A 24,463-nucleotide genomic window follows, 5' to 3' on the forward strand; every position below is an offset into this window, starting at 1 on the left:
AACCTCGAACTCGGCGGGCAATGCTAGACGCTGGCTACGCCCGGAGCGAGGAAGCGCTGACCGGTTGCGGCCTCGGAGGCCCCGCTGCGGTCCAGGTACGGGGTGATGCCGCCGTTCCAGAAGCCGAAGCCGCCGCCGAGCAGCAGGCAGAGGTCGATGTCCTCGGCTGCTGCCACGACGCCCTCGTCGAGCATGATCTTGATCTCGTCGGCGATCGCGTTGCGGGTGCGTTCGAGCACTTGCTCGGCGGTCGACGGCGAATCACCTTGCGGCCACAGTGCGGCCACCTCGGGGTCGACGACCTGGCCCTCGGGGCCGTAGGTCCACACACCCGGCTTCTTCGCCTCGACGAGTGCACGGAATCCGGGGGAGTCCTTGAATCGATCCGGGTACGCCTCGGCAAGCGTCTCCGCGGTGTGCAGAGCGACGGCCGGTCCGACGAGTGCCAGCAGGGTCAGCGGACTCATCGGCATGCCGAGTTCGCCCACTGCGCCGTCGGCGACCTCGAACGGGGTGCCCTCGTCGATCGCGCTGATGATCTCGTTCGACGCGCGGGTGACGAGACGGTTGAAGACGAATCCGGGGAGATCCGCCGACAATACTGCCGACTTCTTCAGGGTCTTGGCCGTCGCGAATGCCGTTGCGAGGGTGGCATCGTCGGTCTTCTCGCCCTTGACGACCTCGAGCAGTGGCAGGACCGCAACGGGGTTGAAGAAGTGGAAGCCGACAACGCGCTCGGGGTGCTTCAGATCGGCCGCCATCTTGGTGATCGACAACGAGGAGGTGTTGGTCGCGAGAATCGTTTCGGCAGAAACGAATTCCTCGACCTCGGCGAACACCTTCTTCTTGACGTCGAGGTTCTCGAACACGGCCTCGATGACGAAGTCGGTGTTGGCGAACGCAGACTTGTCGATCGAGCCGGACACCAACGCCTTCAACCGATTCGCGGCGTCGGGGGACAGGCGCTTCTTGCCGAGCAGCTTGTCGATCTCGCCGTGGACGTAGCCGACACCCTTGTCGATGCGCTCCTGATCGATGTCGGTGAGGATCACCGGTACCTTCAGCTGCCGCACGAACAGCAGTGCGAGCTGGCTGGCCATCAGACCGGCACCGACGATGCCGACACCGGAGATCTTGCGCGCCAACGACTTGTCGGGTGCACCGGCGGGACGCTTCGCGCGCTTCTGCACCAGATCGAAGGCGTACAGCCCGGCACGCAATTCGTCCTTGACCAGCAACGTGGACAGGGCCTCGTCCTCGGCCGCGAAGGCTTTGTCGAGCGAGGCCGAGTCGGTGATGTCGGTGTTCTTGGCGAGCTCGAGCAGCTCCACCGCGGCGACGGGGCCGGGGGCGAAGTTGTTGGTCTTGCCCGCCACGATTCCCTTGGCGCGGGCGATGGCGTCGTCCCAGGCCTGCCCGCGGTCGATCTCCGGACGGGCAGGGGTGATCTCGCCCTTGATGACCTGAGCAGCCCACGCGAGGGACTGCTCGAGGAAGTCGGCTCCGCCGAAGAGAGCGTCTGCGATACCGAGGTCGAGTGCCTGCTGCGGCTTGAGGACGCGGTTCTGGTTCAGTGCGTTCTCGATGACGACGGTGACCGCGTTCGAGGCTCCGATGATGTTCGGCAGCAACTGAGTTCCGCCCCATCCCGGTACCAGCCCGAGGAAGGCCTCGGGTAGTCCGAGCGCGGCAGCGTTCTCCGCGACGGTCCGGTAGTGCGAGTGCAGTCCCACTTCGAGACCACCGCCGAGTGCGGCACCGTTGATGAAGGCGAACGTCGGAATCGTGCTTTCGCGCAGGCGACGGAAGACCTTGTGGCCGAGTTGCCCGATCTGCAGCGCCTCGTCCTTGGTCTTGATGTTCGGCACACCGTTGAGGTCGGCACCGACGGCGAAGATGAACGGCTTGCCGGTGACGGCGATGGCCACCGGGTTCGCTGCGAAGGCCTCGTCGAGTGCGGCGTCGAACTTGGCGAGTCCGCCGGGACCGAAGGTCGACGGCTTGGTGTGATCGAAACCGTTGTCGAGCGTGACGAGGGCGATGGAGCCGTCGAGTCCCGGTACGGAGACGATCTTGGTGAAGGCGTTCGTGACTACCTCGTCTTCGAACGCTGTGGTGATGTCACTCATTTGGCTGCTCCCGAGTAGTCAGCGTGGTTGGGGTTCTCCCAGATGACGGTGCCGCCCATGCCGAGACCGATGCACATGGTCGTCAGGCCGTAGCGGACGTCGGGCTGCTGAGCGAACTGGCGGCTCAGCTGGGTCATCAGGCGCACGCCTGAGGACGCGAGAGGGTGGCCACACGCGATGGCACCGCCCCACTGGTTGACGCGGGGATCGTCGTCGGCGATGCCGTAGTGCTCGAGGAAGGCGAGTACCTGGATGGCGAAGGCCTCGTTGATCTCGAACAGGCCGATGTCTTCGATTTTTAATCCGGTTCGGCCGAGCAGCTTTTCGGTGGCAGGAACCGGGCCGATGCCCATGACGGCCGGGTCGACGCCTGCGAAGCTGAAGCCGACCATGCGCATGCCGATGTTCAGGCCGAGCTCGTGCGCGGTGTCCTCGCCGGCGAGGATCGCGGCGGTCGCACCGTCGTTGAGTCCCGCAGCGTTGCCTGCGGTGACGCGACCGGCAGGACGGAACGGCGTCTTGAGCTTGGCGAGGTCCTCGACGGTGGTGCCGGGGCGAGGCGGCTCGTCCTCGGTGGCCAGGCCCCACCCGGCGGCGGACTTGGTGGCTACGGGCACGAGAGTGTCGGCGATGAAGCCGGCCTTCTTGGCCGCGTCGTACTTGTTCTGACTGGCGACGGCGTACGCGTCGGTGCGGTCCTTGGTGATGCTCGGGAACCGGTCGTGCAGATTCTCGGCGGTGTTGCCCATGACCAGTGCGCTGGGATCGACGAGCTTGTCGGCGAGGAAACGCGGGTTGGGGTCGACGCCTTCACCCATCGGGTGGCGGCCCATGTGCTCGACGCCACCGGCGATCACGACGTCGTACTGGCCGAAGCCGATGCCCGATCCGGTGGTGGTGACCGAGGTCATTGCGCCTGCACACATGCGGTCGATCGCGAATCCGGGGACGCTGCGGGGGAGACCGGCGAGCAGTGCGGACGTACGGCCGATGGTCAGGCCCTGGTCACCGGTCTGCGTGGTCGCGGCGAGCGCGACCTCGTCGATGCGCTCGGGAGGGAGGTTGGGGTTCTTGCGAAGGAGTTCGCGGATTGCCTTGACGACCAGGTCGTCTGCGCGAGTGTCGGCGTACATGCCCTTGGGGCCTGCTTTGCCGAACGGGGTACGGATGCCGTCGACGAAGACAACATTCCTCTGTGAGCTGGTGGACGCGGGTACAGACACGCTTTTCGATCCTCCCGACAGATGCGGACGACTCGCCCGGGTACCCGGACGCGACCCCTACTGTAGCGGGTATTACCCGTCGGTAACTTGGGAAGGGTGCAGTGCCTTCGTCAGTACCGGCACCACCAGTGTCCGCTGCCAGGGTCGGGCCCCGCCGTCGGCCAGTCGGGCCTCGATCAGCTCGGCCGGGTCGACGTCGGGATCGGCCGGATTCTGCCAATCCCACACCAGGCGGCGCAGCAGATCCGGCATCAACAGATTCTCGACCGGCACTGCAACCGATTCGCTGAGCTCGGTCATCGCGGCCCGTACGTCGGCGAGTCGCGCAGCGGCATCGGGATCGCGTCGAGCCCACCGATTGACCGGGGGCGGACCGTCGAAAGACGCTGCCATCGAGGGCAGTTCGGACGGCGGAAGCGCTCGCGCACGGGTCAGGGCGGAGGCCCACAGTCGGGACGATCTGCGCTGACGCGGACCGCCGAATACCGGCAGTTGCTCGAGCTCCCGCGAGGACTTCGGGTCCGCCGTTGCGGCTGCGACGATCGCCGAGTCGGGCAACACCCGGCTCGGTGCCACATCACGCTTGGCCGCCAATTCGTCTCGGGTGGCCCACAATTCGCGGACGGCAGCGAGGGTGCGGGGAGATTTGATCGCATGGATCCCCGATGTCCGACGCCATCTGTCGGTCTTGGGTTTGGGCGGTCCCAGAGAGAGGATGTGGGCGAATTCCTGTGCCGCCCAGTCCGTTTTGCCTTGTCGTTCGAGCTCCGCGGCCATCTCGTCGCGAAGCTCGAGCAGAACTTCGACGTCGAGTGCGGCGTAGTTGAGCCAGGTGTCGGGCAGAGGACGGGTGGACCAGTCGGCAGCTCCGTGACCCTTCTGCAGCGCCAGTCCGAGAGTGCGTTCGACAATGGCGCCGAGGCCGACGCGGTCGAATCCGGCGAGGCGGCCTGCGAGTTCGGTGTCGTAGAGCGTCGCGGGTACCAGGCCGAGTTCGGCGAGCCCGGGTAGGTCCTGATCGGCGGAGTGCAACACCCATTCGAGCGGGTTGATCACCTCGGCGAGTGGAGCGAGGTCGCCGGTGACGGGGATCGGATCGAGCAGAACGGTCCCTGCGCCACGCCGACGGAACTGCAGAAGGTAGGCACGCTGGGAGTACCGAAAGCCCGACGCGCGTTCGGCGTCGACGGCGAGAGGCCCGTGGCCCGCTGCGAGGAGCGTCGCGGCCACGAGGACGGCATCCGGTGTGTCGACGACATCGGGTACACCGTCAGCCGGGGCGAGCAACGGAACGGCGACCGGCTCGTTGACCGGCGCGTCCGACGTGGCGTCGTCCGACGTGGTGTCGGGGGAACTCTCGGCTGACATGGACAGTGACTCTAAGCCCTACGGGTGGAAGGGCCGCCCACTATGTCCGGCTGGAACTGCGCTGACCGAGGGTGGTGATGCCCGCGGGAGGCAAACCGGCCGCGTAGGCGAGCACCTCACAGAACGCTTCGACGTGCGTCGAGAGGTCCTCGGACGTGGCCGTCCACGAGGCGCGCAGTTCGAGCTGGTGGGCCTTGGGCGGCCCGGCGATGTCGCCGTAGCGCACCGAACTGGTCGAGGTGACAGTGCCGCCGAGTGCGTTGAGCGGCTCGGACCGTGACTCCAGCGCGTCGACCAGCCAACTCCACCCGACCTCGGGGAGCAGGGGATCGTCGGCGAGGGATTCGTCGACGTCCGCCTGGATGTACGCGACCAGTCGAAGGGTGCCGTTCCATGCCTCGGCACCGTCGGGGTCGTACAGCAGGATCAGGCGGCCGAAGGCGTCACCGTCACTCTGTTCGTCGACCTGGTCGGAATCGGGATGCTTGACCTCGGCCCCGATCGCATAGCTGTAGGGGGCGAGACGCTGCGGCGGCCGGATCGGACCGATTTCGATCGCCGGGTGTACCTGAGCCCGATGCATCGCGTCGATGGCGGCGCGGAACGGCGCAGGTTCGGCGGTGGATTGGGATTCGGTCACGTCACCGGACGTTAGACGCGTCACGTTGCGCTCAGGCGGAGGCGCGCCGAGCCGTGATGGAACCGAAGTGGGTGTGTCGCCCTTGGTGGCAGGAGCTTTTCTCCCGCGTGGCAGCATGGAAGGCGATGAACGCCGAACCGCACGCCACAGCCCCCGCCCGTCGAGAACTCCCGGACGCGCCGTTCCTGGCCGCGATCGCGGGTCGAGCTCCCTCGCGTCGGCCGGTGTGGTTCATGCGCCAGGCCGGTAGGTCGCTGCCCGAGTACCGCAAGATTCGCGCCGGCATCGGCATGCTGGATTCGTGCTTCCGGCCCGACCTCGTGGCCGAGATCACCCTCCAGCCTGTTCGTCGGCACGACGTGGACGCGGCAATCCTGTTCTCGGACATCGTCGTTCCGCTCAAGGCTGCCGGTATCGATCTCGACATCGTCGCAGGCACCGGACCGGTCGTCGCGCAGCCGGTGCGGTCGGCTGCCGATGTCGCCGCACTGCCGATCCTGACCGCCGATCAGGTGGAGCCGGTGGCCGATGCGGTGCGGATCCTCACCCGTGAACTGGCCGGTACGCCGCTCATCGGTTTCGCGGGCGCACCGTTCACCCTCGCGTCGTATCTGGTCGAGGGTGGCCCGAGCCGCAATCACGAGAAGACCAAGGCACTCATGCGGTCCGATCCGGCGACCTGGCACGCCCTGCTCGACGCACTGGCCACCACGACGATCACCTTCCTGCAGGCTCAGCTCGCCGCAGGCGTCGACGCAGTGCAGGTGTTCGACTCCTGGGCGGGTGCGCTGTCCCTGGCCGACTACCGCGAGTACGTGTTGCCGCACTCGACGCGAGTGTTCGACGCCGTGTCCTCGGCCGGTGTACCCAAGATCCATTTCGGTGTCGGAACCGGAGAACTGCTCGGGGCGATGGGTGAGGCCGGTGCCGACGTGGTCGGTGTCGACTGGCGTATTCCGCTCGACGACGCCGTGCACCGGGTCGGCGGCGGCAAGGTGCTGCAAGGAAATCTCGATCCCGCGGTGCTGTTCGCCGGCTGGGATGCCGTCGAGGCCGAAGTTCGCCGTATCGCCGCCGAAGCGGACCGCGCGGTGGCGGCCGGTGCGCGCGGACATGTGTTCAACCTCGGACACGGAGTGCTCCCCGATACCGATCCCGAGATTCTGACCCGCGTGGTGTCGCTGGTGCATTCGTTGTGACGGTGCGGCGGTACGCCGTGGTCGGCGGCGGAATCTCCGGCCTCGTCGCGGCGTATCGCCTCCGACAGTCCTGCGGACCGGATGCTGAGATCACTCTGGTCGAGGCCTCGTCGCGCATCGGTGGCACGCTGCGCACCACGGCAGTCGGCACGGACTCGTTGGACGTCGGTGCGGAGGCCTTCATCGGTCGTCGTCCGGAAGTGCCGGCTCTGCTCGCCGAACTCGGCCTGTCGGATCAGCTGGTGCACCCGTCGTCGGCGCGTCCACTGGTCTACTCCGGCGGTCGGACGCATCCCCTCCCGCTCGGCACCTTGATGGGGATACCGTCCTCGGCCGATTCGGTACGGGATCTGGTGGACGGTGAAGACCTGCGCCTCATCGAGACCGAGACCGCGCGGCCCTTCGCCTGGACCTCGGGTTCGGACGTGAGTGTGGCAGATCTCGTGGGCACCAGGTTCGGCTCCCAGGTCGTGAGCCGTTCGGTGGACCCGCTGCTCGGCGGCGTGTATTCCGGCTCGGCGAGCTCCATCGGCGTCCGCGCGGCTCTGCCCACGTTGGCTGCCGCGTTGGACGGCGGAGCGGCGAACCTGACCGAGGCAGTGCTGGCAGCACTGCCCACTCCGTCGCCGGGACCGGTCTTCGGCGGACTGCGCGACGGTTATGCGGTGCTGCTCGATGCTCTCGTCGCTGCGACCGATGCCCACACGGTCGTCGGAGCAGGCGTCGGTGAGATTCGCCGCGACGCCGGCGGGTGGTTCGTCGAGGGCGTCGGACTCGTCGACGGCGTGGTGCTGGCGGTCCCGGCGCCGATTCTCGGTCGACTCATCGCCGAGGTGGCACCCGCGGCGGCGCAGGCCGCGCGGGATATCGAACTCGCGTCCTCGGTCGTCGTCGCGCTCGCGTTCCCCAAGACGACGCAGCTACCGCAGAATTCCGGAATCCTGGTGGCCACGGACGCAGGCTTGGACGTCAAGGCATTCACGTTGTCGAGTCGTAAGTGGCCGCACCTGGAGGAGCGTGACGCGGTACTGCTGCGGGCCTCGCTCGGCCGCTTCGGCGACACCACGGCATCGGACCGATCCGACGCGGAGTCGATCGAGACGGCACGCGCGGACCTCGCGGCGGTGGCGAACATCGATGCGCAGCCGCTCGCCGCCACCGTGCAGCGCTGGCCGGGAGGTCTGCCGCAGTACGCCCCGGGGCACCTCGATCGCGTCGCCACCATCGAGGCCGGAGTGGCCGACCTACCCGGCCTCGAGGTCACCGGGGCCTGGCAGCGCGGCGTCGGAGTGCCCGCGTGTATTGCGTCCGCCACCACCGCTGCCGCCCGTCTGATCGAAGTGGCACGATAGGGCCATGGCACGCCTCGATTACTCAGCGCTCAACTCGACTCTTCGCTACTTGATGTTCTCGGTCTACAAGGTCACGCCCGGCGTTCTCGGCGAGGATCGGGCCGCGGCTGCCAAGGAAGCGAAGGTGTTCTTCGAAGGTCGTGAAGACAAGGGCGTCGCGGTGCGAGGGGTCTACGACATCGCCGGTATGCGCGCCGACGCCGACTTCATGTTGTGGACGCACGCCGAGCGCATCGAGGATCTCCAGGCCACGTACTCCGATTTCCGCCGCACCACCGCGCTGGGCAGGGCGAGTACTCCGGTGTGGAGCAACACCGCGCTGCACCGCCCGGCCGAGTTCAACAAGAGTCACGTCCCGGCGTTCATCGCAGGTGAGGATCCGGGCGCGTACATCTGCGTCTACCCGTTCGTCCGTTCGATCGATTGGTACCTGCTGCCCGACGACGAGCGTCGCACGATGCTCGCCGACCACGGCAAGGCCGCACGCGACTACAAGGACGTGCGCGCGAACACCGTGCCGTCGTTCGCACTCGGCGACTACGAGTGGATCCTCGCCTTCGAGGCTCCCGAACTCGATCGCATCGTGGACCTGATGCGTGACCTGCGCGCCACCGAGGCGAGGCGTCACGTGCGCGAGGAGACCCCGTTCTTCACCGGCCCTCGGGTCGAGGTGGACGCGCTCGTCGAATCTCTGCCGTGACGACGACGGGCACACCCGCGATCGAGGCCGTCCTGTTCGACTTCTCGGGCACGCTGTTCAGGCTCGAGGAGCACCCCTCCTGGTTCGACGGGATTCACGATGCCGATGGCACCCCCGTCGACGGTGCGGGAGCCGCGGAACTGATGCGACGCATGACGGCACCGGTGGGGGAGACGGTCGAGTTCGACGACGCGACGCGTCATGCGTGGCGAAACCGAGATCTCGATCCGGCGCTGCACCGTCAGGCCTATCTGCATGTGCTCGCGCAGTCCGGTGTCACCGATCCGGCGCACGCAGAGTCCGTTTACGGTCGTGTGATCGATGCGGATTCCTGGACGCCGTACCCGGATACCGAGCCGGCTCTGAAAATGCTTGCGGCCGAATCGATTCGGACCGGTGTATTGAGCAACATCGCGTTCGACATCCGTCCTGCCTTCGTCGATCGCGGTCTCGACAGATTCGTCGACGAATTCGTGCTCTCGTTCGAGGTGGGTCACGTCAAACCGCAGCCCGAGATCTTCCGGCACGCGGTAGCGGCCTTGGGAGTCGATCCCTCGGTGACACTGATGGTGGGCGACAGCGCCGAGGCCGACGGTGCCGCTCGAGAGATCGGGTGTCGCTTCGCTCTCGTCGATCCGGTGCCGACGTCGCAGCGGCCCGATGCTCTACTGAAGGCGTTGCGCGAGTTCGGAATTCGATGACCGGGGTGGCCGGCGTTCAACACATGGGCCACTGGGGTATGTTTCGTGCCGAGTCGGACGGGCACGATGTCACCGCGATTCATCCCCAGGTGACGGACAGCAATCCCTCCCCGGTGTTGGGCAACCTCGTCGGGTCGGTGACCCATCGATCCCGCGTCACCGCACCGGCGGTGCGCAAGGGCTGGCTCGAGCACGGGCCGGGGCCGACCGACAAGCGTGGCAGCGACGAGTTCGTCGAGGTCTCGTGGGACGAGTTGACCGACCTGCTGTCCAACGAACTACGCAGAGTGATCGACACATTCGGTAACAACGCCGTGTACGGCGGGTCGTACGGGTGGGCGAGTGCCGGACGCTTCCATCACGCGCAGAGTCAGGTGCATCGCTTTCTCAACTGCATCGGCGGTTACACGCGATCGGTGCACAGCTACTCACTGGGTGCGACCGGCGTCATCATGCCGCACGTCCTCGGTGCGCATTGGAAGATGTTCTCGCGCTCCACCTCCTGGAACGTGATCGCCGCACATACCGAATTGCTGGTGGCGTTCGGCGGAGTTCCGGTGAAGAACACCGGCATCAATCACGGCGGTACGTCGGACCACCCAACCGTCGATTCGCTCGACGCGATGCGCGCCCGCGGTGGGCAGATCGTCACCGTGAGTCCGCTTCGCAGCGACATGAACGGCGACGCGCGCTGGATCTCTCCGCGGCCCGGTACCGACGTGGCGATGATGCTGGCGCTCGCATACGTGCTCGCCGACGAAAAGCTGCACGACACAGCATTTCTCGACACGTACTGCCAGGGCTATCCGGAGTTCGAGCGATATCTGCTCGGCATCACGGACGGCACACCCAAGACCCCGCAGTGGGCCTCGGCGATCTGCGGCATCGAGGCCGCGGAGATCGCGGATCTGGCCCGGGAGATGGCGTCGAAACGCACGATGGTGACGGTCACCTGGTCACTGCAGCGGACGCGACACGGCGAGCAGGCTCCGTGGATGGGCGTCACGTTGGCGTCGATGCTCGGTGGGATCGGCGTTCCTGGTGGCGGATTCGGGCACGGTTACGGGTCGATGAACGAGCCGGGCCTGGCCCCGGTGCCGTATCCGTTGCCGACTCTGCCCCAGGGAATCAATCCCGTTCCCGATCTGATTCCGGTCGCTGCTGTCTCGGACATGCTTCTGAATCCCGGTGGTGAATTCGACTACGACGGTAGACGATTGACCTATCCCGATATCAAGATCGTCTACTGGGCCGGCGGAAACCCTTTCCACCACCACCAGGATCTGGGGCGGCTACGTCGCGCTCTCGGGAGAACCGACACCGTCGTGGTGCACGACCCGTACTGGACACCGATGGCCAAGCACGCCGACATCGTCGTCCCGTCGACCACATCGTTGGAGAGGTCGGATCTGAGCTGCACGCGCAACGATCCCTTGCTCGTCGCGATGGCCCCGGCCGCCGCACGGTTCGCCGATTCCCGCGACGACTACGACACGTTCGCCGAGCTGGCGACGAAACTCGGTGTGGGCGAGCAGTTCACCGAGGGGCGTAGCTCGCACCAGTGGGTCGAGCACCTGTACGAGCAGTGGCGCGGATATCTACGCGCCGGGGGCGTCGATACTCCCGAATACGACGATTTCGTGCGTGCGGGCTCGTTTCGGATGAAGACCGAGGACGATCTGACGTTCTTCGAGGACTTTCGACGCGACCCGGTGGGCAACGCGCTGCGCACCCCGAGCGGCAAGATCGAAATCTTCTCGTCGACGGTGGCGGGGTTCGACTACGAGGACTGCCGTGGGCATCCGATGTGGTTCGAGCCGCAGGAATGGCTCGGTGGACTCCGAGCCCAGCAGTTCCCGTTGCACCTGATCGCCAATCAGCCACGCACCAGGCTGCACAGTCAGCTCGATCACGGTGCGGTGAGCCGTAACTCGAAGGTTCAGGGCCGGGAGCCGATACGAATGCACCCGTCGGCGGCCGGGGTCAGGGGAGTGTCGGACGGCGACGTCGTACGGGTGTTCAACGACCGCGGTTCGTGCCTGGCCGGTGTGGTTCTCGACGACGCGATGCTGGAATCGGTCGTGCAGTTGTCCACCGGAGCCTGGTACGACCCGCTCGATCCGGCAGATCCCGATTCGATGTGCGTACACGGCAGCGTGAATGTGCTCACCGCGGACGAGGGCTCGTCGGCGCTTGCGCGCGGCTGCACCGGCCAGCACGTGTTGGTGGAGATCGAACGCTACGACGAGCCGTTGCCGCCGATCACAGCGTTCGATCCACCTGTTCGGTCCGAGGTCAGAACACGACGCGAGAGATGATTTCGGCGACCAGCGCCGGCTTGTCCTCGCCCTCGATCTGCAACGTTCCCGCCGTCACCATCTGCAGTGCCCCGCCGGATACCTCTTCGACGGAGACGAGGGTGGTCTGCAGGCGCACGTGGGCACCGACCTTTACCGGGTTGATGAAGCGAACCTTGTTGGAGCCGTAGTTGATTCCGAGCTTGGTGTTCTCGATGGTGTAGATCTGCCAGTTGAGCATCGACACCAGGGACAGGCTCAGAAATCCGTGGGCGATGGGTGCGCCGAACGGGCTTTCCTTCTTCGCCCGCTCGACGTCGACGTGGATCCACTGATGATCGCCGGTGGCGTCGGCGAAGGTGTTCACCCGTTCTTGGGTGATCTGCAGCCAGTCACTGGTGCCGAGGTCTTCGCCGACGGCCGCTTTGATCTGCTCTGGTGAGGTGAAAGTGCGCATGCTCACAGTATGCACTTTCGCAGCAGGACGCTCGAGGGCGAATGAGTGGGTGAACGAAGTTCGGCTCTGTTCTCGGCCTGCGGAATTCAGGCCGCGCAGCGCGGAGCGAACGGAAAAGCGGCAATCAGATCGTCTTGGATTTCCGTCAGATTCGGAATCGGGCGATAGTCCTTCCGAAGTTGCGCGATTTTCTCGTGATCCCGCGCAAGGTCCGACGAATGCTGGAGTGCTTGTCGGTCGAAAGCGGAGTAGTAGTCGTCGAATTTGTATCCGTTGCCGCCGATGTCCTGCGCCAGCTTTATCCACGCGTTGGGGACTCCGTACGAGTCTGCGACGATCAAGCCGTGCAGACTCGTCGACATCACGAACTCACATGCAGTGATGTCCGCGATGACAGCTGCGGGATGTCTGGACGGGTCGATCAACGTCACGTTCTTCTCTCGCGCGAGGGCTTGCACTACGGGATCCTTCTTGTGCACCCAGTGGTAGACAAGGCCGATTCGACCGGGTACGCGCGGAGAGCGTGAGTAGACCCTGTTCGCCAAGAGCCCGGGGTCCCCGACCGCGACCTCGCGGTCGGACTCGATACGACTCAGCGACAGATGTCCGCGCACAGCATAGAAATCGAAGTCGGGGTAGCTGAAGTCTTTTTCGTGGGCAGTGTCGCTGAGCATGAATCCTGAACCCCAGACCTTCAGGCTCTTCCGTGCCTCCATGAGCTGGACCTTTTCGAGGGTGGAACCCGCCCCGATCATGTCGCTCCGCTTCGCACGACGCCAGGAACACTTCAGCCCGAACAGTGATCTCACCAGTCCGGGCGTCAATTCGTCGCCGAAATTGGGTTTGACGCCGGTGAGTTTTACCTGACGCCACCAGAAAGTTTTGATCGACGTGGCCATGACCGTAAATTTACCTTATGCATAGGTAATCAAAGGTAAATCTACCGAGTTCTGGGCTCTGTTTCGACGGATCTGCAGCTCATGACGCGCGGTACTGCGCGGCGATCTCCGGGATTTCCTGGTCGATCAGGATGCAGGCTTGAGTGTCAACGAGATCGAGTTGATGCAGTACCGCTGATCGGTCGGGGTGGGGTAGCCCTCGCCCTCGAAGACGTGCCCGAGGTGGCTGTGGCAGGTGCGGCAGACGACCTCGACGCGGCGCATTCCCAGTGTGGTGTCTTCCTTCAGGATGACGGCGTCGCTGTCGGCCGGGTCGAAGAAGGACGGCCAGCCGCAGTGCGATTCGAACTTCTCGGTGCTGCGGAACAGTTCGGCTCCGCAGGCGCGGCATTCGTAGATGCCTTCGGTGGTGGTATCGGTGTATTCGCCTACGCCGGGACGTTCGGTGCCTGCCTGGCGGAGCACCGCGTATTCCTCGGGGGTCAGCTTCTCGCGCCACTGCGCGTCGGTGAGCTGGACGGCCGGGGCGGAGTTTTTGTCGGTAGCTGAACTCATGCTTACACGCTAATACGATTTGTCGGGCTATGCCGTTTTCGCTGGTGGAGCGCTCGGCAACAGGTAGCTCGGTTCGATTCCGTCGTCGAGTCGCCCTTCGCTTCGGGCGGCGAACCAGCGTCCTACGAGCACGCCGAAGATGACGACGATCAGCAGGGCCCAGCCGAAAGTGGTGCGGAGATAGTCCAGCGCGCGCCCGGTTTCGATCCATCGCCCCGAGAGCCATCGGTCGTAGTTCATGAACCCGTAGATCGCGAGCCAGGCAGGCCAGTTTCGCAGCAGCGAATTCTTCAACACGACGGTCATGAGCAGCGGGAACAGCATCATCGAGTAGTACATCTGGCCGAGCGAGCCCAACAGCCAATGCGCGGTGAGGATCAAGCCCGAGGTGGTCGCGAAGAAGAACAGTCGGTCCTCGCGGCAGTACCGGTAGAGCAGCCACAGCGAGATCAGAACCATGATTCCCAGGACCGCGCGGATGCCGAGAGTGAGCAGTTCGGGAACACCGTAGTAGCGCCCGTTACCCACGACAGCACTGTTGAAGTAGTCGCGAGTCTGCAGCAGATACGGCAGCGTCCTGTCGATGAAGTTCATCGGGTCTACCGACAGCGGCCAGGCGATGGCCATCATGACCACGGGGATCGCGATCGAGGTGATGAACACCTTCCACTGACGCGTCATCAGGGGAAGCAGCAGCAGCGGCGCAAGCATGGGCTTGATCGCCAGAGTCAGACCCATGGCAACGCCGGCCGACAGGTCCTTGCGCTGGAGGAGGAATCCGAGGAAGGCGACCTCTCCGAGAAGCACGAAGCCGTTGAAGTTGGTGAACACCAAGGTGTTGGTCACCGTTTCGCTGACGAAGGCGGCCAGCAGGAGTGCGGGGGCTGCAACCGAATCGAGGCGGAATCCGAAGATGCGCAACAGGATGTACAGCGCCAGCAATATCGCGATCGTGCTGGCGATGATGAACAGCCAGCGGGATCGCTCGGGATCGATGACGGCAATGGGGGAGAGCAGCATCGTCGCGCTCGGCTGATACAGGTAGTGCGGATCGACCGAGTCGAAATTCGCCGTGTACACCGGCTGGCGGTTGAGGAATGCCAGGGCGGCGCTGTACACCGGGTTGAAATCGTTGGTGATGTCTCCGTTGACCGCCTTGATCACCACCCGCTGGATGACGGTCATGATGGCGATCGGCCACAGGGCGTACTTGATTACCTCGGCGGTCGTCCGCCCTGACCGCGGCTCCAGAAAGCTAAGTGACACCCGGGAACGGTACCCGAGGCGGGGACCGCACCGGCGAAGGACACCCCGCGATGGGCGCCCGACTCAGGCGGGGCAGACGGTGCCGTCGGTCGGAAGTGCGGTGTCGCGTGCGTAGTTCACCGCAGCGCTCTGTAGACACTGCGATCCGCCGAGGCTCGGATGCCCGCTGCCCTGCCACGCGGCCGACGCGACGCCTGCACCGGTCGCCCCGACCAACCCCGTGACCGAGGACAAACCGCCGTTGCCCACGATCGGGTCGCCTGCATTGGACAGGACCAACACCGGAACCTCCAGGGAAGTGGGCAGCGGTGTGGACGGGGCCGTCGGCCACGACGAGCACAGCAGCGCCGTCAGAGCGGCGTCGGTACCGTAGATCGGGTAGCGGTCGTTCCACTGCGACGACAGGTCACGAACGCCCTGCGGCGACGGCCACTGCTGCCCGTCCGTGCACCGAGACACGAACTGACCGTCGGTGCTGTAGGCGTTTCGGCCGCGTTCGGCGAGCGCCGCCAGCGCGGTGGTGTCGGAATCGGCAGCCGAGGACAGGGCTGTGGAGAGCCCCGTGGCCCGAGACGACGCGTCGCCCGCTGTCGATGCCAGGGCGAAGGTGATCCCGTCGAGAATCTCGTGGGTGGACAGCGGTGAGAATTCGCCACCGGCGGCGCGTCGGAGCAGCTGGTCGACGGCGGCCGTCGGATCGCTACCGAGGGAGCAGTTCAGCGCGACGCATCGCTGCGCGAACGCTCTGAAGGCTGCTTCCTTGCCCTGCGTCCGCTGCTCGGCCAACGTGATCTGATCGGTGCCGACACCGGTCGGCGAATCGAGGATCAGGCGCGAGATGTTGGCCGGAAACTTCGCCGCGTAGGCCAATGCGGTGAGCGCGCCGTTGCCCGAGCCGATCAGGCCTATCTGTTCCACACCCCAGAGTTGTCGTAGGCGCTCCAGATCGTCGGCGGCGTAGGTGGTTCCGAACGCGAGCTCCTGCGGTTGCAACGTGTCGGTGCACTCGATCGTGGCGTCACGACCGGCGTCGACAGCGCGGTCGACTGCGTCGGCATCGGATCTGGTGAACTGCCCCAGCGCGTCGACGTCCGTTTTGGTCGTCGCGTCGATGCAGACGACGGCGGTGGATCGGCCGATGCCGCGTCGATCCACCGCGACGATGGGATGCGCCTCGAGCAGCGTCGCCAGCGGGCCTGCGGCCATCGTGGCCAACGTGCCGATCGAGGACCGATCCGAACCGGACGTGAACACCAGCGGTCCCGCATCGGCGGGTGTTCTGTCGAGTCGGGCTCGCAGTGCGCCGACGGCGAAGGTGCCGAACATCTGCCCGCTGGCATCCACATCGGCTTCGTACTCTGCGCATTCGAGTATCAGGCCGGGAGTGGTGGAGGTCAGTCCGAACGTGCCGAGTGTGGCTGCGGTGCAGTCGGCCCAGGCGAGATCGGTGGTCGGCACGGCGAGTGCGACCGGTTCCGGTGGCGCGTCCGACGAGGGCTCGGCCGGCTGACCGGGGGAGCGTTGTTCGACCGCGACGTCGGGTCGGATCGACGGGCCGGCGCCACAGGCAGCGCACATCGTGGCGAGGACGAGGACCGCGGCGAGCAACGTTCGTTTCTGCGTCACCGTGCGAGGCTATCGACTTTTCGATCGATGCCGGACGGCGCGCTGCTCATGGCCGACGCACCCAGCGCGTGAGCAGCGTTCCGTCCTCATCACCCAGAACGTGTGCCCGGTGCATCGGCGTGTCGGACGCGTCGCCTGCGTGCGCGATACGGCCCGCTTCTCCGGCGACGAGCATCGGCGAGATCGTCAGACACAGATCGTCCGCCGCTCCGTCGGAGACCAGTTGCCCGAACAGTCCCGGTCCGCCCTCGCACAGGATGCGGCGGAACCCGAGGTCGGTGAGCGTCGCAACGATGTCGCCGGTCGACACCGATTCGCCGGACACCTCGATCACCGTCGCACCCGCCGAACGGAGCGCGGCCACTTTCGAGCCGTCCGCCGCGGCCGAGGTCAGCACCACCGGCTGCACCTCGGTGTCGGTGATCAATCGAGAATCTGCGTCGATCGACCCGGAGGCGGTGACCACCACGATCGTCGGAACCGGTGCCAGTCCGCCCGCCACCCGCCGTGCCTTTGCTTCGGCGGACAGCGAGACGCCGCCGTAGTTCTCGGCGCGCGCGGTACCTGCCCCGACCAGGACGGCGTCGCACATTTCTCGGAGAATGCCGAACAGTCGGGCATCCGCGGGGGTTCCCAGGCCCGCCGACTTGCCGTTCGCGGTGACCGATCCGTCGATGCTGGCGACGAAGTTCGTGCGGATCCACGGTCGGTCGAGGTCGGCCGGGTACGCGTGCAGGGCGCGGACGGCATCGTCGTCGAGTGTCGATCCGACGGTGAGCACGGACTCGGTTGCCTGCTCCGATGTGAAGTAGGTCCCAATATGGAGAAGCTGCATGAGAGAGATCAGACCACGTCGTTACGCTCGACAAATGCCCGCACGCCTTGTCGACCGAAATCCCGTGGTCCCCTCCGATCAGCTGATCGCGCAGATGGTCCCGCCGGCGATGTTCGACGACGTCAGTTTTGCCTCGTACATTCCCGACCCCAAGGAGCCGACGCAGGCTGCTGCGGTCGCGAAGGCCGAGGAGTTCGCGAACAAGGTGCAGAAGATCCGCGGCAAGGGCAAGCGCGGCCTCTTCGGCAAGAAGACCCCGGCCATCGGCGCAGGCCTGTACCTCGACGGTGGCTTCGGCGTCGGCAAGACCCACTTGCTCGCCTCGATCTACCACAGCGTTCCCGAACCCAAGGCGTTCGGCACGTTCGTCGAGCTCACCCACGTGGTCGGTGCCCTCGGCTTCAACAAGGCACTCGAAGAACTCTCGAACCACAGCGTGTTGTGCATCGACGAGTTCGAGCTGGACGATCCCGGCGACACGATGTTGGTCTCGCGGTTGCTCTCCGAGCTCTCGCAGCGCGGAGTGTCCATCGTCGCGACCTCGAACACCTTGCCCGGGCAGCTCGGTGAGGGTCGCTTCGCTGCCGAGGACTTCATGCGGGAGATCAAGAAGCTCGGTTCGATCTTCGAGTCCATCCGGGTCGACGGCCCCGACTACCGCCACCGCGATCTGCCCCCGGCTCCCGAGCCCACGTCCGAGTCCGAGCTGATCGACCGCGCCGATACTGTCGAGGGCGCAACCTTGGACGATTTCGACGAGCTGCTGGCGCATCTGAGCACTCTGCACCCCTCGCGCTACGGCAAGTTGCTCGACGGCATTCCTGCGGTGTTCCTCAAGAACGTGCACCCGGCATCGGATCAGGCCATCGCCCTGCGCCTGGTCGTTCTCGCCGACCGCCTGTACGACGCGGGCATCCCGGTGACGGCCTCGGGCGGCAAGCTCGACGAGATCTTCACCGAGGAGATGTTGGCCGGCGGCTACCGCAAGAAGTACCTGCGCGCCACCTCGCGTCTGCTCGCGTTGTCCCGTTTCGCTGCAGTCGGCTGAGCTGTCGTCACAGCCGCACCTGCATGACGTAGTCGTCGTGCGTCTGGACCCCGACGACGAACGTCTTGGTGCCCACGATCTCGAAGCCGTGTTTGGCGTAGAACTTCTGGGCCCGCACGTTCTGCTGATTGACGCCCAACCATGCTGTCGCACAACCGGAGTCACGTGCATGGACGAGCGATGACGTCATCAATCGCCCTGCTGCTCCGCTGCCGTGCTGGGTCGGCCGCACATAGAGTTTGCTGATCTCCGTGGTCGGATGGTGCGAGAGGGTCGCGCGAATGTCCGGGTCCGCAGGAGTTCCCGACACGAGCATCGCGTAGCCAACGACGTCGGCATCGACGGTTTCGTCGACGAGGACCGTCCTGGTCGCGTCGGCGATGTAGTTCTCGAAGTGCTCGGCCGACAACACGGTGGAGATGAACTGCTCGATGTCCTCGGGCCGGGTTCCCGGCGGGCAGGCGAGCGGAAAAGTCGACGCGGCCACCTCGGCGACGCGATGTGCATCGGCGAGTGCTGCCACGCGCACGGTCACAGCAGATCCACCGCGTTCTTGGCATCGCTCAACGACAGACCGGTTCGGTCACGAAGGAGCTTGATCGCCGAGATCGCTTTGCCCTCCGACTTCAGTGACTGCAATCGCGGGATCAGATCGTCCCAGGGTGTCGGACTGGAGTGAGCGGCGTCGACGATGGTGGCCGAGGACGGAAAGGGCTCGCCGCGTTGGACGCTTTCGATCGCGTTCTTCGCGTCGAGGAGACCGGCACCTGTTCGTTGACGAAAGACCTTGATGGCCTGGATCTTCTTGTTCGCGGTAAGCAGCCGATGAATATCTGCGCGGGCACCCTCGTCGAGACCGACGAGCCCGATGGTGTGCGAGCCCGCCGGGGACGTGCCGGGCTTCTTGCGGGCCAGCAGCCACGCTGCCAGCACTGCGGCGTCGACGAGGACCAACGCCACGATGAACCATCCCCAGGTCGGCATGCCTTAGTAGACCACTTCAGCGCGACGGGTCGAAGAGCGGGACGACAACCGACGAATCGGACGTCGGGCCACCGAACAACGAGGAGGCACCGGCAAGGGTCTTCGTGGCTGCGTCGTACTTGATCGGAGCAAGGTCGTGGCCTGCACCCTCGATGTCGACAAGCAGTGTGGGGGCCGGGACGAGCGCGAGCGCAGCGATCGATTCGGCAGTGGTGCCGAACGGATCCTTCGTGCCGTGCACCATCACCGTCGGTGTTCGCAGTTCGGGCAGGTGCTGGGTACGAGCTTTCTCCGGCTTGCCCGGCGGGTGCAGGGGATAGGAGGTCAGAACGAGTCCGTCGACGAGACCTGGTTGCTCGGCCGCGATCATCGACCCTTGTCTGCCACCGTAGGAATGCCCACCGAATGCGATGAATCCGCCGGTCTCGGCGCGAAGTCGGTCGACGGCAGCGGCGATGCCCAGCCGGTCCTCGGCCGACCGGGACGGGTGCGGCGGCCCCTTGGGCTTGCGTACTCGGAAAGGAAGGTCGAAACGCAGCACCGTGAAGCCGGCTGCTGTCCATACCGACGCCATGCGCTGCAGCAGAAGCGACTCGCAGTTGCCGCCCGCACCGTGCGTGAGAGCGAGGCCGCCCCGTGACGGCATCGAGGGGGTGTGCAGAAAGGCGACGCCCCCGCCGAGATCGATGTCGGCGGGGGCGTCGGGACCATCGAGTTCAGGCATCGTTCGAGGACGTTACCTTTTCCTGGGTGTCGGCGTGATCCGTGTCAGTAGGGCTGTCGGAGTCGGTGGAGTCCTGGTCATCGGCGTCCACCATCTCACCGTTGTCGTCGACCATGTCGGCGAAGGCGGTCCCGGCGACGGTGCCGTTGGTTCCCGGAAGGGCCACGGTGGGCCGGGCACCGGGGCGATACCGGTCGTCGAGGCCCTCGACGGACTTCTTCGCTTCCTCCAGGGTGGCGTCGTCGACTGTGGGTTCGCTCTGAGCATCGTCCGACACGTGAGTGTCCTTCCATCGAAGTGTGTGCGTCATCTCTACTGTGCACTTCTATGGCGTGAATCACCACAATTGATTCGTGAGGCACAAAAAAGACCCCCTCGAAAGGGGGTCTTCATTGTCTTGCTGTGGTGCGCGATACTGGGATTGAACCAGTGACCTCTTCCGTGTCAGGGAAGCGCTCTCCCGCTGAGCTAATCGCGCGTGTCCTCGCATCGATCTTGCAACCGATGCACTAGCGAGGTGGAGACGGGAATCGAACCCGTGTGCACGGCTTTGCAGGCCGTTGCCTCACCACTCGGCCACTCCACCATGGGTCGAGACCCTCGAGCGGATGACGGGATTCGAACCCGCGACCCTCACCTTGGCAAGGTGATGCGCTACCACTGCGCCACATCCGCATACCCCGGAGGCGCTCACTGCTGGGCAGTTGTTGTCTCCGTGGTGCGGGGAAAACATTAACCCAACGGGAGTGAAACTCACAAATCTCGTGGTCAGGCATCGAATTCGGTAGATCGGCGCGTGTGAAAGGTGTGAAAGCAGAGGCGAGAGCAGCCCTGCGGAGGCAGTCCGTCGACGTGTTCGGCGATCGGACAGGCGATTCGGTTCGCCGCGGCACCTCGTGTTAATGTTTTGCCTCGTTCGGTCCCGTGGCTCAGTGGGAGAGCGTCCGCTTCACACGCGGAAGGTCGCTGGTTCGATCCCAGCCGGGACCACAGAGGTTAGCGCAGGTCAGAGGCCTGATTGCACGTTGTTTGCTTATTCTCGTGCAAATAACGTGCAACTAGGCCCCTCCGTTCTAGCGGAAGTGGGCGGGCCTGTGACTACTGGCCGATCACGCAAATTCGCGTGGGCCGTTGAGCGTGAGCGCCGAATAGCGCAGCTCGATTCCCTGCCCGGCAAGTACCACCACGAACGGTTCGAGGGTCTGAACCGGACATCGCGGCTGTTCGGTGCCAACGGCGAGGAACTCCTGCGTCACATCTCCAAGTTCGTCGGCACACTCCAGCACGTGCGAGATCTGCCCGAGGAGTTCGAGCACGAGGCAGTGCGCCTATTCCACAACTACCTCGCATCGGTTACGACGTTGCGAGATGTCCAGCGCACCACTCACCGGAAGCTCTGGCCCACTCGAATCGCTGAGTCGTTGCGTCGTGACAAGAACGATTCCCGAACAGTGTGGGAGGTCGAAAACTACGAGCCGAAGGTCACCGAACTATTCGGTGACGACGACATCAAGTTTTTGTTCGACCTCCGTAACTTCACCGTGCACTACGCGGTGCCCGTCATGTCGATCGGGACGACACTCACTCACGAACCACCGAAGCCGCCCGTGTGGTCGAACAACGTCGAACTGCAACGCGCCGAGCTGGACAAGTTCGCGAAGTGGGGAGGCCCGGCGAAGCGCTTCCTCGCGACTCAGGTCGACGGCGTCGAGTTCCTACCCCTGATAGAGAAGTACCAATCACGAGCCAGGACGTTCTACGGGTGGTTCTGGGATCAGGTGAAGGATTCCGTCCGCGCAGATGTTGACGAGTATCACGCCAAGAGCAACGAGTTCGCCCTCTGGTTAGCCGAGGAAATGGCAACGCCGGATTGGGGCGATGACGGTATGCCAGTGCCTGGTTCGATCCGTCGCAACAGGGCACGAGCGCACTCGGCGCGATTTGCGAACGGAACCGCTGGGTGGAGAACGAATTCAGTCGAACCCAGTGGAACGGTCGTCCTGGGTGAATCCGACTGGACGCCACTACCGCCTGTGGGCAAGTATCGGCGGTGAGGCTGAGCTAGTCAGTCGTAGGGCAGGTGCACGGTGAACGATTCCGGCGCATCACCGCATCGGATCGCCGCGCGGACCATCCGATCGTGGCGCTCGTCGCCGTCCATTCCGAGCGCGGCGCGAACGGTCTCGTCGTCCAATCGCCCGTCCACGAACAACGCGCCCGCCAGCTTCGTGATCGCAGACCAGCAGGTTTCGAGCTGCTGCTCGATCTCACGCGGCAGACCTCGGTCGCTCCTAACAACGTCGTCGCAATCCGAAGCGTTCGACGCCAGCAACGCCAGGACGTGCTGGAGCCGTGGTCTTTCCCCATGTCGCCACCGCGATTCGGCCCACGGCCCGGCATACGAGACTTCTCGCTCGCGGCCTTCCGGCACTCCGGTATGCGCGCAATGGCCTGGCGTTTCGAGGTCGCCGTCGTTGAGCGTGACCTCGACGATCCGACCCCCAGCGAGCACTGCCTGGACGGCGTGTCCGGCCTCGTGCACCGCGACCTCGATACGGCGGTGTTCGGCGGGCGATAGTTCACTGAGCTTCACGTGTGCTGTCCTTCGATAGGCGGTGGTGGGAACGAAAACGTCGGGACCGGTGCGGCCCACAGCCAGGCCACCGGTCCCGACGCCTCAGTGGGCAGCGAGACCCGGTGTCGCGCTGCTCTCGCATTGCAGTTTTCGCCTGCGGCGCATCGAGGCCCGACGGCGCTTCGCCAGGCGTCCGGTGACGCCCGTGCAGGCCGGGCACTTCCAGGGCTCCACGGCGTCAGGATTGCTCGTCGTCATCGGACACAGGCCGCACTGCACGATCACGGCGTCGGCTCGTCGGAGCCCACGAGGTTCGGGGACCAGGTCTGCCGTCCGCTTTGCACCGGGCGTACGTAATCCCCACCGAGATCGGTCTTCGGGCGCGGCCTTCGAGCCTTGAGACCGAGCTGCACATCTGATTGCTTTGCGCGCGTGTAGTTTCCGAGACTGCCGTTCGCGTTCTTCACAGCGTGACTCCCAGTGATTCGAGTTCGGCCTCGACGGTCGGGGCCGGGGTACGGGTGGATGCGAACTGTTCGCGGTCGGCGGCGCGGCGGTCGAGACGCCGGTCCAACGAGAGCGCGGCCCGGTCGATTCCGCGCAAACTTGCCTCGACAACCTCGGTCGCCGTCGGGATCGAGTCCGGTCGGGACCGTCCGAGGAATCGGGACAGCGGCTCCGACGATCGCCCTGTCATCTCGACCAGGGCCACGGCCCAGGTGCCCGCTCCGAGAGCGGCAGCGTCGAACTGGGGCGCTGTTGCAGCTCGGCGGGACCGGAGTAGTTGGAGGGCGCGCTGGCGGTCCTCCTCGCTGCTCAGGTGTCGGATACGGGCACCGTCGCCGTCAGCTCCGACCAGGGTGTTGAGTTCGTTCAGGCACGCGGCCACCGCGTCAGCCAGGTCCGCGACATTCCCTGCGAGCACCCTCGGCACCGGGTCGGCGGCAACACGGGCGGCGAGCGGCGCAGTGATGGCCTCGACCTCGGCGGTCAGGTCGAACTCGGCACCGAGGACGTTCGGGAGCCAGGCGCGACGACGACGACGTTGCTCGTCCTGGTCGACCTTCGGCAGCGGGTCGAACGAATAGCTCCGACGGCGTGTGAATTTCACGCGGGCACCTCCTCGGTGTCGAGCACTGCTGCACGAATGGCATCGGCGTCGAGCACATCGCGCTCAGCGTCGACGGCCCGCCGTAACCGGTGAAGGGCCAGTTCTCTGCGTGCCTCGACGACCCGCGGGTCGCTGTCGGAGACACCGCGGCCTTTCAGTCCGGCCAAGGTGCCGGACCAACTGGCGGCTGTTCGTGATGGGTTCATGCTGCGAACGCTACAAAGTCAGGGTGCAACGCCGTTACGACGTAGCGTCGTGACGCCGTAACGACGTTGCACCTCAAAGGGATTCGATCAGACCCAAGGGTCGGCCGCGTAGTCCCGGCCGTCCGCGTGATCAGCCCGCGCGAGACCGATCTCGGTCATCAGCTTCGCCGCCTCCACCGCGAACTCCTCGCTGGAGACCGTGTGTTGTGCGACCACAAGCCGATCGGGCATGTTGAGGCCCAGCAGTTTCACTCGGCGGTCAACGACCCCCAGCACAGCGTTCACTGCTTTGACGTCACCGCCAATGGCGGCTTTCCAGAGTCCGGCCTGTAGCTCGTCCAGGCGCGCAAGCTCGATCACCCGGTACTGATCGACCGATGCGTGTTCGACGCGGCTCAGCAAGCTCTCCACCGCTCGGAACGGCCCCGAACGGTCGCTGTAGCCCTCGGCGTCCGCGATGGCCTGCCAGCTCTCCCCGGCGATTCGACGGTCCAGGCATTTCTGTGCTCGCAGGCGTTCCTCGGGTGTTGCCTTCGCGGCCGGTCCTGGTGTTCCCATGATGTTCTCC

25 protein-coding genes and 4 tRNA genes are annotated in these 24,463 nt (G+C 65.3%); 8 read left to right on the forward strand and 21 right to left on the reverse strand.

Annotation, left to right across the window (positions count from 1 at the left end):
- Positions 1-23: 23 nt before the first annotated feature.
- The 4 genes from CH271_RS17300 to CH271_RS17315 all read right to left on the reverse strand — a co-directional run bounded on the left by CH271_RS17300 (position 24) and on the right by CH271_RS17315 (position 5,360).
- Positions 24-2,129 (reverse strand): 3-hydroxyacyl-CoA dehydrogenase NAD-binding domain-containing protein, encoded by a 2,106-nt coding sequence (locus CH271_RS17300; protein ID WP_094634317.1) that lies wholly within the window; start codon positions 2,127-2,129, stop codon positions 24-26.
- Positions 2,126-3,352: a thiolase family protein gene (locus CH271_RS17305; protein ID WP_094634318.1), complete on the reverse strand. Its 1,227-nt coding sequence runs from the start codon at positions 3,350-3,352 to the stop codon at positions 2,126-2,128. The genes CH271_RS17300 and CH271_RS17305 overlap by 4 nt, the downstream gene beginning before the upstream one ends.
- Positions 3,353-3,424: 72 nt before the next feature.
- The gene (locus CH271_RS17310) at positions 3,425-4,720 is read right to left on the reverse strand and encodes an HRDC domain-containing protein (RefSeq protein ID WP_179274659.1); all 1,296 of its coding nucleotides are present in this window, start codon (positions 4,718-4,720) and stop codon (positions 3,425-3,427) included.
- Between the two features lie 40 nt (positions 4,721-4,760).
- Complete coding sequence (locus CH271_RS17315) at positions 4,761-5,360, reverse strand: DUF3000 domain-containing protein (protein WP_037189453.1); 600 nt, start codon at positions 5,358-5,360, stop codon at positions 4,761-4,763.
- 125 nt (positions 5,361-5,485) lie between these two features.
- Between CH271_RS17315 and hemE the strand changes: the two genes are divergently transcribed.
- From hemE to CH271_RS17340, 5 genes are read left to right on the forward strand one after another with little or no spacing between them, the layout of a single operon-like run.
- On the forward strand, positions 5,486-6,559 hold the full coding sequence (hemE, locus tag CH271_RS17320) for a uroporphyrinogen decarboxylase (RefSeq protein WP_037190079.1): 1,074 nt from the start codon (positions 5,486-5,488) through the stop codon (positions 6,557-6,559).
- Positions 6,556-7,911: a protoporphyrinogen oxidase gene (locus CH271_RS17325; RefSeq protein WP_094634319.1), complete on the forward strand. Its 1,356-nt coding sequence runs from the start codon at positions 6,556-6,558 to the stop codon at positions 7,909-7,911. The genes hemE and CH271_RS17325 overlap by 4 nt, the downstream gene beginning before the upstream one ends.
- Before the next feature lie 4 nt (positions 7,912-7,915).
- Positions 7,916-8,611: a hydrogen peroxide-dependent heme synthase gene (gene hemQ, locus CH271_RS17330; protein WP_094634320.1), complete on the forward strand. Its 696-nt coding sequence runs from the start codon at positions 7,916-7,918 to the stop codon at positions 8,609-8,611.
- Positions 8,608-9,312 (forward strand): HAD family hydrolase, encoded by a 705-nt coding sequence (locus tag CH271_RS17335; protein WP_179274660.1) that lies wholly within the window; start codon positions 8,608-8,610, stop codon positions 9,310-9,312. Before hemQ ends, CH271_RS17335 begins: the two co-directional genes overlap by 4 nt.
- Positions 9,309-11,630, forward strand: a complete 2,322-nt coding sequence (locus CH271_RS17340; protein WP_179274661.1) for a molybdopterin-dependent oxidoreductase — start codon at positions 9,309-9,311, stop codon at positions 11,628-11,630. Before CH271_RS17335 ends, CH271_RS17340 begins: the two co-directional genes overlap by 4 nt.
- Here the strand turns inward: CH271_RS17340 and CH271_RS17345 are convergent.
- From CH271_RS17345 to CH271_RS17370, 6 genes are all read right to left on the reverse strand, one after another.
- Positions 11,608-12,066, reverse strand: a complete 459-nt coding sequence (locus CH271_RS17345) for a MaoC family dehydratase (protein ID WP_045195371.1) — start codon at positions 12,064-12,066, stop codon at positions 11,608-11,610. The two genes, CH271_RS17340 and CH271_RS17345, sit on opposite strands and share 23 nt — an antisense overlap.
- 86 nt (positions 12,067-12,152) lie before the next feature.
- A complete protein-coding gene (locus CH271_RS17350) occupies positions 12,153-12,965 on the reverse strand; it encodes a polysaccharide pyruvyl transferase family protein (protein ID WP_094634321.1) in 813 nt (270 codons plus the stop codon).
- Positions 12,966-13,091: 126 nt separating this feature from the next.
- Positions 13,092-13,520, reverse strand: a complete 429-nt coding sequence (gene msrB / locus CH271_RS17355) for a peptide-methionine (R)-S-oxide reductase MsrB (RefSeq protein ID WP_037189448.1) — start codon at positions 13,518-13,520, stop codon at positions 13,092-13,094.
- 27 nt (positions 13,521-13,547) lie between these two features.
- Complete coding sequence (locus CH271_RS17360; RefSeq protein WP_037189446.1) at positions 13,548-14,786, reverse strand: glycosyltransferase family 87 protein; 1,239 nt, start codon at positions 14,784-14,786, stop codon at positions 13,548-13,550.
- Positions 14,787-14,849: 63 nt separating this feature from the next.
- The gene (locus tag CH271_RS17365) at positions 14,850-16,412 is read right to left on the reverse strand and encodes an alpha/beta fold hydrolase (RefSeq protein ID WP_094634322.1); all 1,563 of its coding nucleotides are present in this window, start codon (positions 16,410-16,412) and stop codon (positions 14,850-14,852) included.
- Between the two features lie 46 nt (positions 16,413-16,458).
- A complete protein-coding gene (locus tag CH271_RS17370) occupies positions 16,459-17,247 on the reverse strand; it encodes a pyrimidine reductase family protein (protein WP_094634323.1) in 789 nt (262 codons plus the stop codon).
- 34 nt (positions 17,248-17,281) lie between these two features.
- On the opposite strand from CH271_RS17370, the gene zapE reads away from it, so the two are divergent.
- Positions 17,282-18,295, forward strand: a complete 1,014-nt coding sequence (zapE, locus tag CH271_RS17375) for a cell division protein ZapE (RefSeq protein ID WP_037189441.1) — start codon at positions 17,282-17,284, stop codon at positions 18,293-18,295.
- A gap of 7 nt (positions 18,296-18,302) precedes the next feature.
- Here zapE and CH271_RS17380 read toward each other — a convergent pair whose 3' ends face one another.
- The 7 genes from CH271_RS17380 to CH271_RS17410 form a co-directional block, all read right to left on the reverse strand.
- The gene (locus CH271_RS17380) at positions 18,303-18,830 is read right to left on the reverse strand and encodes a GNAT family N-acetyltransferase (protein ID WP_094634324.1); all 528 of its coding nucleotides are present in this window, start codon (positions 18,828-18,830) and stop codon (positions 18,303-18,305) included.
- Positions 18,827-19,279, reverse strand: a complete 453-nt coding sequence (locus CH271_RS28465; RefSeq protein WP_143546064.1) for a hypothetical protein — start codon at positions 19,277-19,279, stop codon at positions 18,827-18,829. Before CH271_RS28465 ends, CH271_RS17380 begins: the two co-directional genes overlap by 4 nt.
- Before the next feature lie 16 nt (positions 19,280-19,295).
- Positions 19,296-20,003, reverse strand: coding sequence for an alpha/beta hydrolase family protein (locus CH271_RS17390; RefSeq protein WP_037189439.1), 708 nt, complete (start codon positions 20,001-20,003; stop codon positions 19,296-19,298).
- On the reverse strand, positions 19,996-20,280 hold the full coding sequence (locus CH271_RS17395) for a hypothetical protein (protein ID WP_230596216.1): 285 nt from the start codon (positions 20,278-20,280) through the stop codon (positions 19,996-19,998). Before CH271_RS17395 ends, CH271_RS17390 begins: the two co-directional genes overlap by 8 nt.
- Positions 20,281-20,406: 126 nt before the next feature.
- Positions 20,407-20,481, reverse strand: a tRNA-Val gene (locus CH271_RS17400).
- Between the two features lie 37 nt (positions 20,482-20,518).
- Positions 20,519-20,589, reverse strand: a tRNA-Cys gene (locus CH271_RS17405).
- 17 nt (positions 20,590-20,606) lie between these two features.
- Positions 20,607-20,678: transfer RNA gene (locus CH271_RS17410), tRNA-Gly, on the reverse strand.
- A gap of 243 nt (positions 20,679-20,921) precedes the next feature.
- Here CH271_RS17410 and CH271_RS17415 point away from each other — a divergent pair.
- Positions 20,922-20,993, forward strand: a tRNA-Val gene (locus CH271_RS17415).
- Between the two features lie 104 nt (positions 20,994-21,097).
- Positions 21,098-22,057 (forward strand): hypothetical protein, encoded by a 960-nt coding sequence (locus CH271_RS17425; protein ID WP_143546065.1) that lies wholly within the window; start codon positions 21,098-21,100, stop codon positions 22,055-22,057.
- A gap of 11 nt (positions 22,058-22,068) precedes the next feature.
- On the opposite strand, the gene CH271_RS17430 is transcribed toward CH271_RS17425, so the two are convergent.
- The 4 genes from CH271_RS17430 to CH271_RS17450 all read right to left on the reverse strand — a co-directional run bounded on the left by CH271_RS17430 (position 22,069) and on the right by CH271_RS17450 (position 24,453).
- Positions 22,069-22,596 carry a M50 family metallopeptidase gene (locus CH271_RS17430; RefSeq protein ID WP_094634327.1) on the reverse strand — a complete coding sequence of 176 codons (528 nt, stop codon included), beginning with the start codon at positions 22,594-22,596 and terminating at the stop codon, positions 22,069-22,071.
- A gap of 445 nt (positions 22,597-23,041) precedes the next feature.
- Complete coding sequence (locus CH271_RS17440) at positions 23,042-23,689, reverse strand: hypothetical protein (protein ID WP_094634329.1); 648 nt, start codon at positions 23,687-23,689, stop codon at positions 23,042-23,044.
- Complete coding sequence (locus CH271_RS17445) at positions 23,686-23,895, reverse strand: hypothetical protein (RefSeq protein WP_094634330.1); 210 nt, start codon at positions 23,893-23,895, stop codon at positions 23,686-23,688. Before CH271_RS17445 ends, CH271_RS17440 begins: the two co-directional genes overlap by 4 nt.
- 87 nt (positions 23,896-23,982) lie before the next feature.
- Complete coding sequence (locus CH271_RS17450) at positions 23,983-24,453, reverse strand: hypothetical protein (RefSeq protein ID WP_094634331.1); 471 nt, start codon at positions 24,451-24,453, stop codon at positions 23,983-23,985.
- Positions 24,454-24,463: the final 10 nt, after the last annotated feature.

It is taken from the genome of Rhodococcus sp. 05-340-2 (genome assembly GCF_002258915.1).
Taxonomy (GTDB): domain Bacteria; phylum Actinomycetota; class Actinomycetes; order Mycobacteriales; family Mycobacteriaceae; genus Rhodococcoides.

Excerpts from the sequence above, each read along its gene's own strand:
- hemE (WP_037190079.1), top strand. The coding sequence starts at position 5,486 with ATGAACGCCGAACCGCACGCCACAGCCCCCGCCCGTCGAGAACTCCCG.
- CH271_RS17350 (WP_094634321.1), bottom strand. The coding sequence starts at position 12,965 with ATGGCCACGTCGATCAAAACTTTCTGGTGGCGTCAGGTAAAACTCACC.
- CH271_RS17310 (WP_179274659.1), bottom strand. The coding sequence starts at position 4,720 with ATGTCAGCCGAGAGTTCCCCCGACACCACGTCGGACGACGCCACGTCG.
- CH271_RS17300 (WP_094634317.1), bottom strand. The coding sequence starts at position 2,129 with ATGAGTGACATCACCACAGCGTTCGAAGACGAGGTAGTCACGAACGCC.
- CH271_RS17390 (WP_037189439.1), bottom strand. The coding sequence starts at position 20,003 with ATGCCTGAACTCGATGGTCCCGACGCCCCCGCCGACATCGATCTCGGC.
- CH271_RS17450 (WP_094634331.1), bottom strand. The coding sequence starts at position 24,453 with ATGGGAACACCAGGACCGGCCGCGAAGGCAACACCCGAGGAACGCCTG.
- zapE (WP_037189441.1), top strand. The coding sequence starts at position 17,282 with ATGCCCGCACGCCTTGTCGACCGAAATCCCGTGGTCCCCTCCGATCAG.
- hemQ (WP_094634320.1), top strand. The coding sequence starts at position 7,916 with ATGGCACGCCTCGATTACTCAGCGCTCAACTCGACTCTTCGCTACTTG.
- CH271_RS28465 (WP_143546064.1), bottom strand. The coding sequence starts at position 19,279 with ATGCCGACCTGGGGATGGTTCATCGTGGCGTTGGTCCTCGTCGACGCC.
- CH271_RS17370 (WP_094634323.1), bottom strand. The coding sequence starts at position 17,247 with ATGCAGCTTCTCCATATTGGGACCTACTTCACATCGGAGCAGGCAACC.
- msrB (WP_037189448.1), bottom strand. The coding sequence starts at position 13,520 with ATGAGTTCAGCTACCGACAAAAACTCCGCCCCGGCCGTCCAGCTCACC.
- CH271_RS17340 (WP_179274661.1), top strand. The coding sequence starts at position 9,309 with ATGACCGGGGTGGCCGGCGTTCAACACATGGGCCACTGGGGTATGTTT.
- CH271_RS17345 (WP_045195371.1), bottom strand. The coding sequence starts at position 12,066 with ATGCGCACTTTCACCTCACCAGAGCAGATCAAAGCGGCCGTCGGCGAA.
- CH271_RS17445 (WP_094634330.1), bottom strand. The coding sequence starts at position 23,895 with ATGAACCCATCACGAACAGCCGCCAGTTGGTCCGGCACCTTGGCCGGA.